Here is a 16,136-nt window from a genome sequence, read left to right as displayed (position 1 = left end):
TCGCTACTCTCCAGATGTACGGAGTTTTTTCAAAAATCAAATAGGAGTCCTATAGCAGGTTTGAGATGAAATGGTTATAAGATTTAGAGACTATGGCAAACGGCTTTCTGATTTTGAGCAAGAAATTTTAGTATGTTGTCCCCAATGCAATCGCATTGCCAAGGTATTGACTGTAAACTCTGAGCAATCAAGTCTCAGTTCCATGAAAAGAATTACCTGTCAGCACTGTAGCTATACAAAACAACAGTCAAATGCTGCTAAACGAAAATCTGCACTGCTATTGTTGCAGAACAATTACAGGCATAAAAGAAATTCTCGCTATGGAATATTAGACCATTTTTTTGGCTTGCCCTTGTGGCTACAAATCTCTTGTTGCGGTCAGTTGCTATGGGCATATAATGAAGCTCATTTGAACTTCCTGGAAAGCTATGTTCAATCAAGGTTGCGAGAACGCTTGCCAGATGAGTCATTAGGCTGGCACAATGGCAGTCTTGCCAGTCGCCTACCCCGATGGATCAAGCTAACGCAGCATCGGGAAAAAGTTTTACAGAAAATTCAACAGTTAAAGCACAGGTTGTAATCAATGCTTTTACGAATTACGAATTACGAATTACTTTAATCTTGCTGATGAGCAAATTTATAACCACCCCAGAGAGAAAGAGCGATCGCAACCACCAACAAAATTGGTATACTGTACCAAGGAAACTGAGACAAGGGTAAATGGGCAGCTGCACGCAGTCCAATGCTGGCGTAGGTTAACGGTAACAGGTAAACTACGACTTTAAGGGCTGCCGGTAATGTACCAGGGTCAAAGAAGGTTGCCCCTAAGAATGACATGGGGATAATAATAAAGTTATTGTAGAGTCCAACTGATTCGAGCGATCGCACACTCAACCCTACAATCACTCCTAATCCAGCAAATACCGCACAATTGAGCACCACTAACAGTAAAAACAGTGGGTTGACAAAATTCCAGTTTCCACTTAAGAGCAACGCTACCAAAATCACGGAACCGGAAGTCATCAAACCCCGCACGACTCCCGCCAGCATTTTACCGATGTACAACGCTAAGGGATTTATGGGAGTTAACAACAATTCCTCAAAGGTTTTGGTAAATAGTCTGTCTCCACAAATTGAAAATGTTGTTCCAGCAAAGCTAACTGTCATCGACGACAGCGCCACCATTCCCGGTAATATAAATTCCAAATAGTTGTCATAGTTACCACTAATTCCCGAACCGGGTTTGATGGAACTACCTAAACCCAAGCCAAAAGCTAAAATATATATCAGTGGCGATATTAAACCTGATGCAGCAACTGGTAAAATTCTCACGCGTAAATCTAGCCAATCTCCCCAAAAAATAGTCAGACTATCAGCCAGGAAGATTTGAAGTTGCGAAGTTTTGAACCTTTTGCCCGAAGGTAGCGCTCTTTGAGATGTCACTTGCTTTCAATTAGTTATTAAAATTTCATTAAATCTTAATTTACATTGTTTTACACATCAATTACTAGGGTCAACAAAAATATCTCATCCGAAAAATTGAATAATTAACAACAAAAGTTAGATAGTTTAAGCATTCTGACTAGATCAATTGTGAAAGTAAATAGCTATATCTGATAACAATTAAAAGTATTAAAATTTTGTTCCAATATCTAGATAAACTAGTATTTTTCTCATTTAACAAGAATATCGCAGAGAAAATCACAGGCAATTACAGTCAAGAATAGGCATACTGAAAGAGGGAGAAAAAACTTTAGACTACTCCCTCCCAAATCGGCGTGAAGGTGATTAAGCAACAATGAGACGTAAATCTACTGGTAGATCGGCTACTACTTCTAAACCCTCTATTTTCCAATCCCCTCTATTTAACTTCACCACCATCGCAATTATGGGAGGGGTGTTGATTTTGGGAATTGGGATTGGCATTGCTTTTAGTTCTACAACCACATTGGCTCCATCAAACGTAGCTTCTCGTGAATTTATAGACACCAAAGCACCGAATCCTGAAATTTGCGTGCAGTATGGAGCCAGCGCGATGGTGATGGACGCTAGACTGTTTGTTACTCTCAACCCCTTTAATGTTTATGTTTCCCAGCCGAGTATGCGTCCCGGATGCGTGCTGAGACAAAATAACTGGGCGCTTTTAGAGCAACGTAAGTTAGTGACATCCGATCAGGTGAGAGATTGTAAAAATCGCCTGAACACTTTTGGTTTCACAGGTAATTTGGACAGTGACAAACCTGATATTAGATGTATATATCAGAATGAAGCGGCTCAAAACTTCTTCACCGCTCAACCGGGAGCAGTTGGGACACCTCAGGAAACGGATAGATTTTAGATTTGGGCATTGGGCATTGGGCAAAACAGTTCTGAGTGCTGAGTTAGGAGTTAGAAGTGAGGAATTATTTTCCTTGTCTTCCTTGTCTCCCCAATCCCCAGTTCCCTGCGATCGCATCTGCCTTCATCAGCTCACTCGTACTCATCACGGATAATTGTTAAACCTAAAGCTTTGTAGGCACTCAGCATATTATTAGATACTGTCGGTGCTGTTACTAGGTAAGTCAGGACATGAATGGACTCCACGAGATAAGGAGCAGCCGTGTCTAGTTTTTCTGCTGTGACTAATCCGACTACCTCAGCCGATCCAGCAATCATCGCTCGTTTGACGTGGGCTTCGTCTAGGTTAGGTACACTAATCCCAACTTCTGGATGCAAACTGCAAACTCCCAACATGCACAAATCTGCACGAATCATCCGTAATGTCTCAATGGTGACAGTACCCACGTTTACCAAGGCTTTTTTGTAGAGTTGTCCGCCTAACATCACAACCTCTATATGGGGATGTTCTGCTAAAGCAACTGCTATTGGCGGACTATTTGTGATCACTGTTGCGTGCAAATCTAGGGGCAAATGACGGGTTACTTGGAGAGTTGTTGTACCTCCATCTAAAATCACCACCTGTCCTGTACTAACTAATTTTGCTGCTGTCCGAGCGATCGCTTCCTTTTCTTTTGGTGCTTGCTTTTGGCGATCGGCATAACTAGCGGTGGCTGGAGATTTCAGGAGCGCTCCCCCATGAACGCGTTGCAATAGTCCGGTTTGTGCCAGTTCTCGCAAATCCCGGCGAATCGTATCCTCAGAAACCTTGAGAACAGCACTAAGTTCTGTCGAAAGTACCTTTTTATCACGACGCAGAATTTCTAAGATGAATTGTCGTCGTTCAGCAGTTAGCATAATTAATTTTCCTGAAAATGCGTTTTTGAACTTGAAATTGCACGTTTGTGAGTTTATACTTATTGATATGCAAGTTCTTGTACGGTAATCCGTAACTTCAATTGAATTCAAGCACATTCATGCACAATTGCATGTATTGATTTTGGCATTTGATGAAATCACACGGTTCCACAAAGGTTCTGAGTGGTTAGCTTGAGCTTGGATAATTGTTGCCCATCGGGGTTTTAACAATTTTTTTGTAATGCGATCGCGCATTCTGTCTGTTCACATTGTTTTTTATTCAATCAATAAACCATGACTACTATTAATACCCAATTTCCAATCGATCTCGGTGCTTACAAACCTTTAGCGCTCAATCCGGCAAATTCGAGCCTGACAGATGAACAGCGAGAGACTCTCAAAGCGAATATTCAACTTTGCCGAGATGCGATCGTCTTTTTTACAGCGACTGGCGCTGCTAGCGGAGTCGGTGGTCATACTGGCGGCCCATACGATACAGTGCCGGAGGTGATGATCCTTGATGCCTTTTTCCGGGGAGCATCGGAGCAATTTGTGCCGATTTTCTTTGACGAAGCAGGACATCGAGTCGCCACCCAATATCTGATGGCAACATTGCATGGTGACTTACCTGCCGAGCAACTTTTACGTTATCGGCAAGCACATTCCAATTTACCGGGACACCCCGAACTAAAACTAACTCCTGGTGTGAAATTTAGTTCTGGGCGCTTGGGTCATATTTGGCCTTACATCAATGGTGTGGCAATGGCGAATCCAGGCAAGGCTGTTTTCTGTCTCGGTTCTGATGGATCGCAGCAAGAAGGCAACGATGCCGAAGCTGCTCGGTTGGCTGTTGCTCAACATCTCAACGTCAAGCTGCTCATTGATGACAATGATGTAACGATCGCCGGACATCCTTCTAAATATTTACCTGGTTTCAGCGTCGCCAAAACCCTAGAAGGGCACGGTTTGAAAGTACTTCAGGGAGACGGCGAAGACTTAGACGATTTATACCATCGCATTTGCGAAGCTGTGAATACTCCCGGAGCGATCGCTATTATCAATAAACGCCTGATGTGTCCTGGTATTGAAGGTTTAGAAGGTTCCATTCATGGCCATGATGTCATTTCTGTAGATTTAGCAGTTAAGTATCTAGAATCTCGCGGACAAACTGCGGCGCTCGAATACCTTAAAAGTATTGAGAAACCCAAACAAACATATACGTTTCTGGGTTCTGGTGACAAATGGGGCGCTAACCGTAGTGTGTTTGGTGAAGCCGTGGTGGGTGTCCTCAATCGCATGAGTGAAGCGGAGCGTAAAGAAAAAGTCAAGGTCATTGATAGCGATCTAGAAGGCTCCTGCGGTTTGAAGAAAATTCATGAAACATACCCAGAAATATTTATTTCCTCCGGCATCATGGAACGGAGCAACTTCTCTGCTGCGGCTGGATTCGGGATGGACGAGGGCAAGCAAGGTATTTTTGCGACCTTCAGCGCCTTCCTAGAAATGTGTATCTCAGAAATCACGATGGCACGGCTAAACTATTCCAATGTTCTGTGTCATTTTTCCCATGCGGGTATAGATGACATGGCAGATAACAGCTGCCACTTTGGTATAAATAATATGTTTGCCGACAATGGCTTGGATGATGGCTACCCAACACAGTTGTACTTCCCAGCAGATAATAATCAAATGACAGCTTGTGTAGAAGCTGTATTCCATGAGCCTGGACTGCGGTTTATTTTCTCCACCCGTTCCAAAGTGCCCAATATTCAGGACAGCAATGGCAACGACTTGTTTGGAAGTGGCTACAAATTTGTTCCTGGTAAAGATGAGGTTATACGAGAAGGAACGCAAGGCTACATTATCAGTTTTGGCGATGCTCTCTACCGTGCCGTTGATGCTGTAGAGCGTCTGAAACAAGAAGGACTAGACGTTGGTTTAATTAACAAAACAACTTTAAACGTCATTGATGAAGAAACGATCGCCAAAGTTGGTAACGCTCCTTTTGTGCTTGTAGTAGAACCCTTCAACCGTCGCACTGGCTTAGGCAGCCGTTTCGGTTCCTGGCTACTAGAGCGGGGGTTGACTCCCAAATATGCCCATCTTGGAACTTATAAAGAAGGTTGCGGCGGTTTGTGGGAACAGTACCCATATCAAGGTATCGATCCAGTCGGCATCATCAACAAGGTGAAGGAGTTAGTTGGAGGAAAGTAATTCATTTATTAGGGCATAGGGCATAGAGCATAGGGCATAGCAGGGAAGCAGGGGAGTAATGAGTAATGAGTAACGAGTAATGAGTTGGAGCAGGGGGACAAGGAGGAATTATTGAACAAGTCTCTCCCAAGTCTTCCCCCTCTTCCTTGTCTACCTTTGTCTCTTCTGCATACCCAATGCCCAATGCCCAATGCCCAATGCCCCATACCCCATACCCAATTTTTATTTAGTTTTGGGTAAAGGTTGACCAAACTCGATTACCTGGGGTTCGGGATCGTTGGGGATTGTTGGAATTGGAAATTCCGACACCCCTAAAGGAGGAATGTTATTTAAATTACTGGGTTGATTTGGGAAAGAAGCAGGGGGAAGACTCGAAGCAGGTTGTTGAGAGGGAGAGGATGTATTTTGATTTAAAGCAGGTACAGTGACAAAAGGCTGCCCTGAGTTAATAGTAGTTGTTGAGGGCAGTTGATTGGATGGAGGCGGAACTGTGAGTAAGGGGGATTGTTGATTAGTAGCGGTTACAGGTTGTTTACTAGGCGGCTTTTGGAGTGTTTGAGGTTGTTTCTTGGCTGAAGGAGGGGAATTTCCTGATTTTACGGCAGTAGTTTTACCAGAAATAACCGGACGTAATACCCAGCGAGTGGAGTTTTTTCGGGAAACTGGTTGCAGTTGTACCTTTTTGGGATTAAAAACAGTCCCTGCGGCTAAATCTAGGACAATACGTGTATCGTTTGCATTGAGTTGAGAAATGCGAATGCTTTTAATTGCTCCAGAATAATTTTGTTGTGTGGTAACTTTGCCCAACTTAGTATTCGGTAAATCTACAACCAGACGAGAGGGTTGGGCTAAGTAGAAATAACGAGGGGTTGTGCCTGCTGAGAGGGTAATTTCGAGTTGCTGTGTCTTGGGAGAAAAACGCCAATTATTTAGCTTTGCCCCTGGTGTACCAGCATTAGTAAAAGTTTCGAGAGCGATCGCTGTATAAAAACTTAATATACTGATGCTAAATAACTGCTTGCCCCATTGGTAAGATTGCTTAGTTTTCAGTTCCCGATTCATTCTGTTTATTTGCTCCATAAAACCCATACAATGCACTTACATTGCTGTTTACTTCGCGCTTCCAATCCCTTAGACGCGATGAATCGCGTCTCTAGCAATCCCCCAATTCAATTAGCTTTTTGAGGCACAGCAGTAAATTTCAGAGTTTGTGGAATACCATTTACGGTTAATTGACCTGTCATATTACCTTGATCCACAAGTTGCATTTGAATTGTGACTGAGTTTAGAGGATCGTTTTGGGGGCGAGGAATATTACAAAGGATTGATTTACTAACTTTTCCAGATAAATTTAATTGTTGATTTTTGAAGATACCTGCCAGAGAGTGCTTTTCGTCAGTGTCGGCGTTAGCGCTTGCCGGTAATACAGAGGCATTTAAGTAAATACCTGACTGCTCAATGTTTAACGTCAGAGTATCCGATTTTTCACAGTTAGGCAAATTCTCTGCTAGGGTCAGACGATAGCGACCGTTAACTGACGGAGGAGCCTTGAGTTTGTTTTCTCCGTAAACAGTGACAGTTTTAAACAACAGTAGCACTGAAATTATTGCTACTCCGTAAAAACTTAAAGATTTGAAGTTGAAATGATTCATGTTTTCAGTTCCTCAATGTTGGCTCTTGACTGCTAACATCAGGAAGCATGGAAGCCAGATGAGCGGTGACTTGACTGTAACGGCGGGTAATCAGCAGGGAGGAGCAACATTGAATGGCTAGTTGATCTGTATATCTTCCCAAGGTTTGACGTTCGATACCCCAAGCGCGACTGGTGCCAGCAATTGTTAGGTCTACATTTTTTGAGGCTTCGACTACAGCTTGGATTGGATCTGGAGCTTGGACAATTTTGATTTCAATGCGATCGCGTACGTTGGCGGGCAATTGTTCCATCATCGTATTTAGTTCGTAATTCAATTCTTCCTTGGCGTGATTTGCTACTATCTGTAATATCTGCAACACACAAGTCTCACGATTGATTAGCAGTCTCAAAGCTAGTATTAGTGCTAAATCATCATGGATATTGGCTGAATAAGGTACTAATAAACTTTCTAATTGCTCTTTGCCTTTATCTACAAACACTGCTACATCTACTGGGGCAGTAGTAAGCATTTGTCCGACTCGTCCACCTAAACGATTACTACTAAAAGCTGGTCGATGCCAGCCAACGAGAATTAAATCAGCTTGTTCTAATGTGGCAATCTGTGCTGTTTCGCGGGCAACGTTGCTAGATATGCGAACGATCGGATGCACATGAGTACGTTTTTCTACTGGTTCGAGCGTATTAATCAATTCTTCTAGCTGCTGGCGGCGCTGGGCGATTAATCGGTCTGCTTCAACTGGCGTACTTTCAAAGGCATAATCTTCTTGAAATTCAATCAGGCTCAGAGGGTTAACAACAGCGGGATATTGAAAGTTGATAGCGATATTTGCTGCCAACTGTACCAAGCCTTTTTGAGTACTTGGATTCGCCACTGGCACTAAAATTCGGTAGGGACGAATATAAGTTTCGGCATCATTAACGCTGGTAGCTGTTTGTGCTTCTAACTCTGGTTCCACCACATCTAACCTGATCAGCTTTTTCGGATATGTCCATTCCAGCAATGGCGAGGTCATGAATGTAGTTACCAATGCCATAATTACCAGCATGGTAAATATTAAGGGAGAAATTACCTTTAACTCTAAACCAATGTTTAGCACGATCAACTCAGTCAAGCCGCGAGTATTCATTAACCAACCGAGTGCCGAGGCTTCCCGTTTACTAATGCCACTGACACGCGCTGCTACATAAGTACCAACATATTTGCCTGCGATCGCCACAGCTAAAACCAACGCACACAAAAGCCACAATTCGGGACGGTTGAGCAAGCCAATCTGCGTTTTTAAGCCACTGTAGGCAAAAAATATTGGCAGCAAGAAAATTAGGACAAAATCTTCTGTTTTTATTGCCAATTCTCGGACTAAATCTTCATTTTTGGGCATGGCTGCTCCCAGCAAAAATGCTCCAAAAATTAAGTGAATCCCAATTAGTTCAGTGATTAGCGCCGATGCAACCACTGCCATATAAATCCCAGCTAGCAGTAATTGGCTGAGTCTTCCCGCACGGAGGTAGTGTTTGGCAAGGCGTTGTAGGAACCAACGACCTGCTGTCAACATCAAGCCGATGTAAACTATGCTGGCGATAATTGTGGGTACAGCACCAGCAAAGTCACCAGTTCGCGCAACTGCGATCGCAACTGCCAAGAGACACCAAGCTGTCACATCATCCACTGCTGCACAAGTTAACGCCAACGTTCCTAAACGCGTTCCTTGTAAATTGTTTTCAGTAATGATTCGCGCCAACACTGGAAAGGCAGTAATCGACATCGCTGCCCCCAAAAATAAAGCAAAGGCGGTGAATGATACACTTGCATTGGAAACTAGGGGATAAAGTACTACCGCTAGCAATGTTCCTAGAGAAAACGGCACCAAAATGCTGACATGAGAAGTTAAAACTGCTACTTCTAATTGACCGCCGAGGTATTTGGGATTTAGTTCTAACCCAATTAGAAACATGAAAAATATTAGTCCCACCTGAGACAAAACATTCAGAAAAGGAAAAGTTTCTGGTGGAAACAAGCTAACTGCTAAATGGGGAGCAACTAACCCAAATAAAGATGGGCCGAGCATAATTCCGGCGACAATTTCACCAATTACTAGCGGTTGCTTAATAGAACGAAATGCTAGCCCTACTAGCCGTGAAAGCCCAATAACAATCAGCACCTCAACCAGAACGAGAATAACGATGTGCATGGTTTCCTCAAAATTAACTATCTGGTTTCCCTAAGATAATTCTTTAAAATACTAGAAAATGTCAAGCTTGTTAGATACACCCAAGAGTAATTTGTGCTTCGTTGTTATATTAATTATTGTTACGATGCCGTTGTAGCCGTTATGGGGAATCAAGTTTGTAGTAAGGACTTTAGTCCTTAATTTTCTCAGCACTAAAGCGCTTACTAAAAACCCTCAAAACTAGCTTAGATATTGTACTAAATACTTAATTAATCTGATATTTAATTTTGCTTAATTCAAAGATTTCTCATAGCTTGTACCGTGCAATAAAAAGGCAATCAGTGGTGATGCCATAAGAGTTGTAATAACTGCCATAATAACCATTATAGTGAATAAAGTTGGGGTAATTATACCTTGTTCTAGACCAATATTGAGGATGATTAACTCCATCAAACCACGAGCATTCATTAGAGCACCGATAGTTGCAGATTCGCGCCAATTTTCCCCCGCCAATTTTGCAGCCAACATACAAGCAACACCTTTACTGAGAATTGCGATCGCAATAATTAACAACGTCACTCCCCATAAAGTAGGTGTGTTTACCAATCCAATTTGAGTATTTAATCCAGAGAAAACAAAAAAAATCGGTAACAAAAAAGAAGTAGTTAAAAACTCCGTATATTGGCGAATTTGTTGGGCGAATTCTCCGCGTGGTGTCACTGCTCCCAACACAAAAGCACCGAATATTGCATAGATACCTGTAACATCGGTAAACCATGCACAAAACATCAAAACTATCAACATTAAAGTCAGGGTTTGTCTGTTCACACCTTCGCGTTTTGTCATGCGTGTGAACGCTTTCAGTAGAGGTTGTCCGAGAAAAATCGCAAATAGCACATAGCAAATTCCACCACCAATTGCTAATATGGCAATGCTTAAAGAATTTTTCACGCTAGCAAGCACAATCGCCAGCAAACACCAAGCAACTGCATCATCTACCGATGCTGCACCTAAAGCCAAAGTACCGAAGCGGGTTTGTGTAAGACCGCGTTCGTAAAGAATACGAGCTAACATTGGAAAAGCCGTAATTGTCATCGATGCACCCAAATACAAAGCAGCTGACCAAGGCATAACTTTTGGTTGAAAGAAATCGCCATTGTGATAAAACCAAAAAGATGCGATCGCTCCTAAAATAAAAGGAGTGATAATCCCAGCCGCAGATAGCAAACTTGCACTTTTAATATGATGTTTTAAAAGTTTGGTATTAAAGTCTAAACCAATCAAAAACATATAAATTACCAATCCAATCTGGCTAATAGCATATAAAATCGACATCGATGGATTGGGTATCTTGAGTCCGACAGCAGTGATGATGGGAAGCTTAGGAAATAGCCATTGCTGAAAATCTGGTGCAATCAATCCTAAAAGTGATGGCCCTAGCATTACACCTGCGATCATTTCGCAAACAACATCAGTTTGACCAAGATAGCGGCGTCCTAAAATCGTGACAATGCGACAAGTGGTTAAAATAACTGTAAGTTGTAGAAATAGCCGAATAACCAGATCAAAATTTGACATTGTACTTCCTTGATTGATGTCTCTGCATTCAAGAATCTCCCTAGAGTTTAAAGTTTTCTTGTTTTACTCATATATGACTACCACATCAGCACAAATGCCAATTTTGTAAACATAAGATAGCTGTTTGTAATTTGATGAGATACAACAATAAATGTGTTCCTTTGGTTTCTAAAGTCATCTTGTTCTTAATAACGCACATAACTGTACGTCAATACAACATATTGCATCCAAACTAAAATCGCCATATATGATTTTTTATGATTTGTTAATTTGCGATTTATAGCCCAATACGCTTGGCTTTGTAAAAAATTGTAGGTTGGGTGAAGCAAAGCGCAACCCAACAAAGCTATGAAAATGTTGGGTTACTCTTCTCCTGTCGGAGACGCTACGCGAACGAGAAGCCGCTTCGGGTCTACGTTCCTCAAATGCCACTTGCTTCTCCCAAAGAGAGACGCTGCGTGTAGCTTGCTTCCCCGAAGGGGTACAAGTCGGGAAACTGCAAGGGCGCAGTGGTTCCCCAGCCTACACAACTTAAGGTTTTGGCGCTAACCCAAGCGTATTGATTTATAGCCTTTTTTATCTATTTGAGGCACAATCAACTGTAGGGACGCACAAATGTACGTCCCTACCCTACAGTTGAATTACCTGAAAATTGCTAGAATTTTTGATTAAATTAGTTTCGATAATTTGAAATTTTACAACCACTCCCCACCCCGAAAACGCCAACGAAGGAAGATAATTCGCATCAGGCTTTGGGAACTAATAAAAACTGCTAGCCATACCATACTATAGTGCAATAAAAAAGCTCCTGGTGAAAGTTCTTCTTTCGGTAAAGGTATTGGTAAAAAGCCAAATAATTTGACTCCACAAAATATAAATATCAATTCCCATATCCCAGCTAAGAGTTGATAAGCTGCGGGCCAATCTCTATCCCAACGGAATTTTTGGAGATAGTCATAAAGTACATCCCAACCTAAGCCAAAAATAGCAACATAAGCAAGTATCCAAAAATAAACCGAGTTAGCACCAGGGCCAATCCAACCCATTGCAAATGGCAAAGATACGAGTACGCCGATAGTTATCAGTAATAATAATCGAGTTTGCCAGCGACCAAATAAAGTTGGTGTCATAGGAGTGCTGAATGCTGAGTGCTGAGTTAGGAGTTAAAAGTTAGGAGTAATGAATAATATAGAAAAATTAGAGTTTTTATAAATAGATTTTGGTGCTTTTTGCGAGGATGGCAAATACGAGAATATCAGCTAGCCCCAAAGCACCAACACATCTATAATTATTAGGATGGTTTAAGGTGATAATCAAATTTAGAATGGTAAGCTGCATTGGCAAAGCTCATTGAAGGTATGGCATCCCAATTGATTACATCTTCTAACAAAGCTTGATAACCTAGTGTATTAGGATGAAGTCCATCTTCACTCAAGCGTTTGAGTCGCCAACTTTCACCGCGTTCCATCCATTGCTCAAAAATATCCAAATAGGGAATCTGCCGTTTGCTGCAAGCAATTCGAGTTGCTTCTTTGTAGCGGTATTGGTCGGCATGATTGTAGTAAAAACAATCTAAAAATGGCATTTTGGCTTCATCTACTGGCACCATGCCCACAAATAATACAGGGCAAAGTTGCTGTGCTAAATCTAGCAGAGATGCAATTTCCTTTTCAAACAATGTAAAATCTGTGTAACTTCGACCATCGGGACGCGCCAACCGGGCTGAGTCATTCACGCCTACTGATAAAATAATCAAATCAGGAACACGATTTCGCAGTTCACCCCGGTGGCGAAATTCAACTTCCAATCTTTGAGCTACTTGTTGGGTGCGATCGCCTCTTACCCCTAAATTATAAAGAATATGACCGGCACTATCCGGCAACATCCACCATCGCCTTAGTTGCTCAATCCAGCCTCCTTTTTCCGGGTCGCCGAATCCATAAATTAAGCTGTCCCCCAGTGCGACAATCTTCATAGGCTGAAAGTGATTTGGTGGTAGAGACAGCTGCATTGAGGAAGAAGCGAGAAATGTGTGCATTTAACGACTATATTTTATATCTTTACAAGATTCTATACATTTCTATACCATAGATGGCTACCTTTAGTGTCCAAGCATTTATGGAGTTTCTACTTGTTGATATGGTTGCAAAGTTAATATTGCCACAGTTGAGCCTCTGAAGGTGAACGTTGAGCCTTTGAGGTCGAACGTTGAGCCTCTGAAGGTGAACGTTGAGCCTTTGAGGTCGAACGTTGAGCCTCTGAAGGTGAACGTTGAGCCTCTGAAGGTGAACGTTGAGCTTCTGAGGGTGAATGTTGAGCCTCTGAAGATGAACGTTAAGCCTTTGAGGGTGAACGTTGAGCCTTTGAGGGTGAAACTTGCGGTTTAAAAGCTCAAGTTTGGGGTTTGGTACTGAAAATGGCTATGCGATGTCTACGATGGGCCACGCCTACGCACTATGTTTCAGTTTATTTTAGGTATGTGTGAGTGATGTCTACGACGAGCTACGCCTACGCACTTTGCCAAATGAGTGTGAGAATCGAACCGCGAGGTGCAGAGGACACAGAGGAAGAAGGAAGAGAGAGCGTTAACAAATCTTACTGAAAGTATCGCTATTATATGGCGGTGGCTGGGGTAAATTTTACCATGTGTGGTTAGGATAGGTTGCAGGTGTAAAAATTATCTCTACCGTTAGCGAAGATGAGTATTGACCTTGTAGTTAATGCACTTAAGAATATTGCTAAACCTGCGGCTTCTCTAGTTATCAATCAAGCTCAACACAATGAAAGTGTTGTTAGAACCTTAAGAAAACAATTCAATTTTGACCCAGTACAACCACCTAAAGATGTTGATGGTGTTTATGTTTACTCTTTAATTGAGTATGGTGTGGGTAAGCCAGAAGCAATTCTGAATCTTTTTAGAGAAAACAAGATTAAAAATGCTTTTTGGAGTGCTTATACTGCAAATAATCCCTTGGGTTTCTGCAAGGAAGTAGAAAAGTTTTTGCAGGGTAAGGATTTAGAATATGATATCCGATTATTGAGAATTGAACTGCGATCGCAGTTAGAGGAATTTGGGGAAATATTTATTCAGATTGCCAAAAAAAGCAAATCCAAAGAGTTTGAGCCTTTCCCTGATTGGAATTTAGACGAGTATCCAGCAGAATTTAAGTCGTTAATTAGAGAGAAAATTCGCTCGTTTTGCGGCCGTAAGTTCGTTTTTGAGACATTTAACCAATTTATCACCAAAAATCGCAGTGGTTACTTCACTGTAATGGGTGATGCGGGGATGGGGAAGAGTACCATCGCTGCTAAATATATTTGGGACAATAAATCACCATGCTATTTTAATATTCGCTCAGACGGTCGTAATCGAGCGGAGCTATTTCTTGACAGTATTCGCAAACAATTAATTAAGCGTTACCAGTTGCAGAATGCCGAAAAAGCTAATTTAGCAGATTTACTAGAACAGGTTAGCAAAAAACTGACTGCTGGCGAACATGTTGTAATTGTAATTGATGCTCTGGATGAAGTGGAACAAGAAGCAGGGGGTAATCTTTTAGATTTACCACCGTCGCTTCCTGAGCGTGTTTATTTTCTGCTGACTAGACGACCTTATACTATAGATAAAAAACGCTTGTCTGCACCAGATGTCCCCGTAGAGGAACTAGATTTAAGGGGAAGTCAGTATATTAATTTAAGTCGTGAAGATATCAAGGAGTATATTCGGTTCTTTTTAAATGTTGATCAAGACTATAAAAATGCACTTAGACAATGGATGCAAGACCGCAATATTTATGATAACGATTTTGTTGAGCAGGTAGCAACTAAAAGTGAAAATAATTTCATGTACCTGCGCTATGTTTTGCCAGGAATTACTAAAGGTGACTATAAAGACCTGATTTTAAAGCAATTACCCGATGGTTTGCAAGAATATTATCAAGATCATTGGCGGCGGATGGGGATGGATGAAAAACCCCAGGAAGTAAAGGTATTTATCTTATTTATTTTAGTGGAGATTGGTACACCAATTCCTTGTGAGATAATAGCAGCTATTGCTGAACAGGATGAATATAATGTGCAATTAGTTTTAGATGAGTGGGTTGAGTATTTGAAGCTGTTGAATATAGAGGGAGAATACTGCTACAGCATCTATCACGCTAGTTTTTTAGACTTTTTGAAATATAAACGGGTTCTGGATTCTAAACGGAAGCTATTTCAAGAGGTTAATCAACGCATTGCGGAATATCTTGTACAAAAGATGGCGTGAGATGGGAGAATTCGCTGACAAATTAGCGGCACAAAGTCCCGCTTTTCAACGTGCTTACTTGGGTAGTTTAGCGCCAAACTTGGTGAAGTCAGGCAAATTAGAGAAGTATTACCAAACCCTAACTAATTTTGATTTTATGGTGGCAAAGATTAACCATCCTGAGTTTGGAGTGCAGCCGCTAATTGAAGATTATGATTTGATTAAGGATTCAGAGGTATTAAAAAACCCAGAGTATAACCAAAATAAAATTCATGTTCTGAAATTAATTGAAGGAACATTACGGCTATCAGCACATATTTTGAACAAAAACCAGATAGAGTTATTACCTCAACTATGGGGGCGTTTACTATCTTTTGAATTACCAGAGATTAAAGCTTTTTTGATGATGGTCAAGCAATCACAATCTCAACCTCAACCTTGGTTTCGCCCACTGATACCTAGTTTAGATCCCCCTGGTCGAACTTTGCTACGCACGCTCACTGGTCATAGCAGTTCAGTAGATGCTATTACCGTTACTTCCAACGGTAAATACATAATTTCTGGTTCAAACGATAAAACGCTAAAAGTATGGGATCTAGAAATAGGCAAGGAAATTTCCTCTTTTACAGGACATACTGACAAGATAAATACAATAGTAGTGACGCCTGACGATAAACTCCTGATTTCTGGTTCGAGTGATAAAACAATCAAAGTTTGGAACTTAGAAACAAAACAGCAAATTTTTATTTTTGAAGGTCATATAGAGCAAATAACATCTATTGCTGTCACTCCTAGTGGTAAGAGGGTAATTTCTGCCTCAGAAGACAAAACAATAAAAGTTTGGAGCTTAACAACTGGACAAGAACTAAATACTCTAATAGGTCACACTAAAAAGATAAATAATGTAATATTTGCACCATATGGCAGATGTGTAATTTCTGGTTCTGATGATCAAACTATCAAAGTTTGGAATTTAGAAACAGGAAAAGTACTTTACACATTAAAAGGTCATACTGATTCTGTACAAGTTGTAGCTGTAACA

At 41.4% G+C, this 16,136-nt stretch carries 13 protein-coding genes and 1 pseudogene; 6 read left to right on the top strand and 8 right to left on the bottom strand.

Annotated features, from left to right (window positions below):
* Nucleotides 1-70: 70 nt before the first annotated feature.
* Nucleotides 71-580: a hypothetical protein gene (locus RM049_RS32740; protein ID WP_322671082.1), complete on the top strand. Its 510-nt coding sequence runs from the start codon at nt 71-73 to the stop codon at nt 578-580.
* Nucleotides 581-615: 35 nt separating this feature from the next.
* Here the strand turns inward: RM049_RS32740 and RM049_RS32735 are convergent, their stop codons facing one another.
* On the bottom strand, nt 616-1,443 hold the full coding sequence (locus RM049_RS32735) for an ABC transporter permease (protein ID WP_322695422.1): 828 nt from the start codon (nt 1,441-1,443) through the stop codon (nt 616-618).
* 355 nt (nt 1,444-1,798) lie between these two features.
* Here RM049_RS32735 and RM049_RS32730 point away from each other — a divergent pair, with 355 nt between their 5' ends.
* Entirely contained in the window at nt 1,799-2,338 is a 540-nt protein-coding gene (locus RM049_RS32730; RefSeq protein ID WP_322678471.1) for a DUF3172 domain-containing protein, read from the top strand.
* Nucleotides 2,339-2,469: 131 nt separating this feature from the next.
* On the opposite strand, the gene RM049_RS32725 is transcribed toward RM049_RS32730, so the two are convergent.
* The gene (locus tag RM049_RS32725) at nt 2,470-3,234 is read right to left on the bottom strand and encodes a DeoR/GlpR family DNA-binding transcription regulator (protein WP_322707151.1); all 765 of its coding nucleotides are present in this window, start codon (nt 3,232-3,234) and stop codon (nt 2,470-2,472) included.
* Nucleotides 3,235-3,528: 294 nt separating this feature from the next.
* Between RM049_RS32725 and RM049_RS32720 the strand changes: the two genes are divergently transcribed.
* Nucleotides 3,529-5,448: a transketolase C-terminal domain-containing protein gene (locus RM049_RS32720; RefSeq protein WP_322707150.1), complete on the top strand. Its 1,920-nt coding sequence runs from the start codon at nt 3,529-3,531 to the stop codon at nt 5,446-5,448.
* Between the two features lie 222 nt (nt 5,449-5,670).
* On the opposite strand, the gene RM049_RS32715 is transcribed toward RM049_RS32720, so the two are convergent.
* The 6 genes from RM049_RS32715 to RM049_RS32690 all read right to left on the bottom strand — a co-directional run bounded on the left by RM049_RS32715 (nt 5,671) and on the right by RM049_RS32690 (nt 12,886).
* Nucleotides 5,671-6,510 carry an AMIN domain-containing protein gene (locus RM049_RS32715; RefSeq protein ID WP_322700813.1) on the bottom strand — a complete coding sequence of 280 codons (840 nt, stop codon included), beginning with the start codon at nt 6,508-6,510 and terminating at the stop codon, nt 5,671-5,673.
* Nucleotides 6,511-6,617: 107 nt separating this feature from the next.
* Nucleotides 6,618-7,100, bottom strand: a complete 483-nt coding sequence (locus tag RM049_RS32710) for a hypothetical protein (RefSeq protein ID WP_322707149.1) — start codon at nt 7,098-7,100, stop codon at nt 6,618-6,620.
* A 4-nt stretch (nt 7,101-7,104) separates the two neighbouring features.
* Nucleotides 7,105-9,291, bottom strand: a complete 2,187-nt coding sequence (locus RM049_RS32705; protein ID WP_322707148.1) for a cation:proton antiporter — start codon at nt 9,289-9,291, stop codon at nt 7,105-7,107.
* Nucleotides 9,292-9,561: 270 nt separating this feature from the next.
* Nucleotides 9,562-10,848 (bottom strand): cation:proton antiporter, encoded by a 1,287-nt coding sequence (locus RM049_RS32700; RefSeq protein ID WP_322707147.1) that lies wholly within the window; start codon nt 10,846-10,848, stop codon nt 9,562-9,564.
* 695 nt (nt 10,849-11,543) lie between these two features.
* On the bottom strand, nt 11,544-11,978 hold the full coding sequence (locus RM049_RS32695; RefSeq protein WP_322707145.1) for a hypothetical protein: 435 nt from the start codon (nt 11,976-11,978) through the stop codon (nt 11,544-11,546).
* Nucleotides 11,979-12,139: 161 nt separating this feature from the next.
* On the bottom strand, nt 12,140-12,886 hold the full coding sequence (locus RM049_RS32690; protein ID WP_322671092.1) for a GDSL-type esterase/lipase family protein: 747 nt from the start codon (nt 12,884-12,886) through the stop codon (nt 12,140-12,142).
* 142 nt (nt 12,887-13,028) lie between these two features.
* Here RM049_RS32690 and RM049_RS32685 point away from each other — a divergent pair, with 142 nt between their 5' ends.
* From RM049_RS32685 to RM049_RS32675, 3 genes and pseudogenes are all read left to right on the top strand, one after another.
* A complete protein-coding gene (locus RM049_RS32685; RefSeq protein WP_322707143.1) occupies nt 13,029-13,235 on the top strand; it encodes a hypothetical protein in 207 nt (68 codons plus the stop codon).
* A 311-nt stretch (nt 13,236-13,546) separates the two neighbouring features.
* Nucleotides 13,547-15,115, top strand: coding sequence for an NACHT domain protein (locus RM049_RS32680; RefSeq protein WP_322700818.1), 1,569 nt, complete (start codon nt 13,547-13,549; stop codon nt 15,113-15,115).
* Nucleotide 15,116: 1 nt separating this feature from the next.
* Nucleotides 15,117-16,136, top strand: a pseudogene (locus RM049_RS32675) (WD40 repeat domain-containing protein); the annotation flags it as partial.

This window comes from Nostoc sp. DedQUE04 (genome assembly GCF_034530995.1).
Classification (GTDB): Bacteria; Cyanobacteriota; Cyanobacteriia; order Cyanobacteriales; family Nostocaceae; genus Nostoc.
The sequence above is the reverse complement of the archived record's forward strand: the minus strand, read 5'-3'. Positions and strand labels throughout refer to the sequence as shown.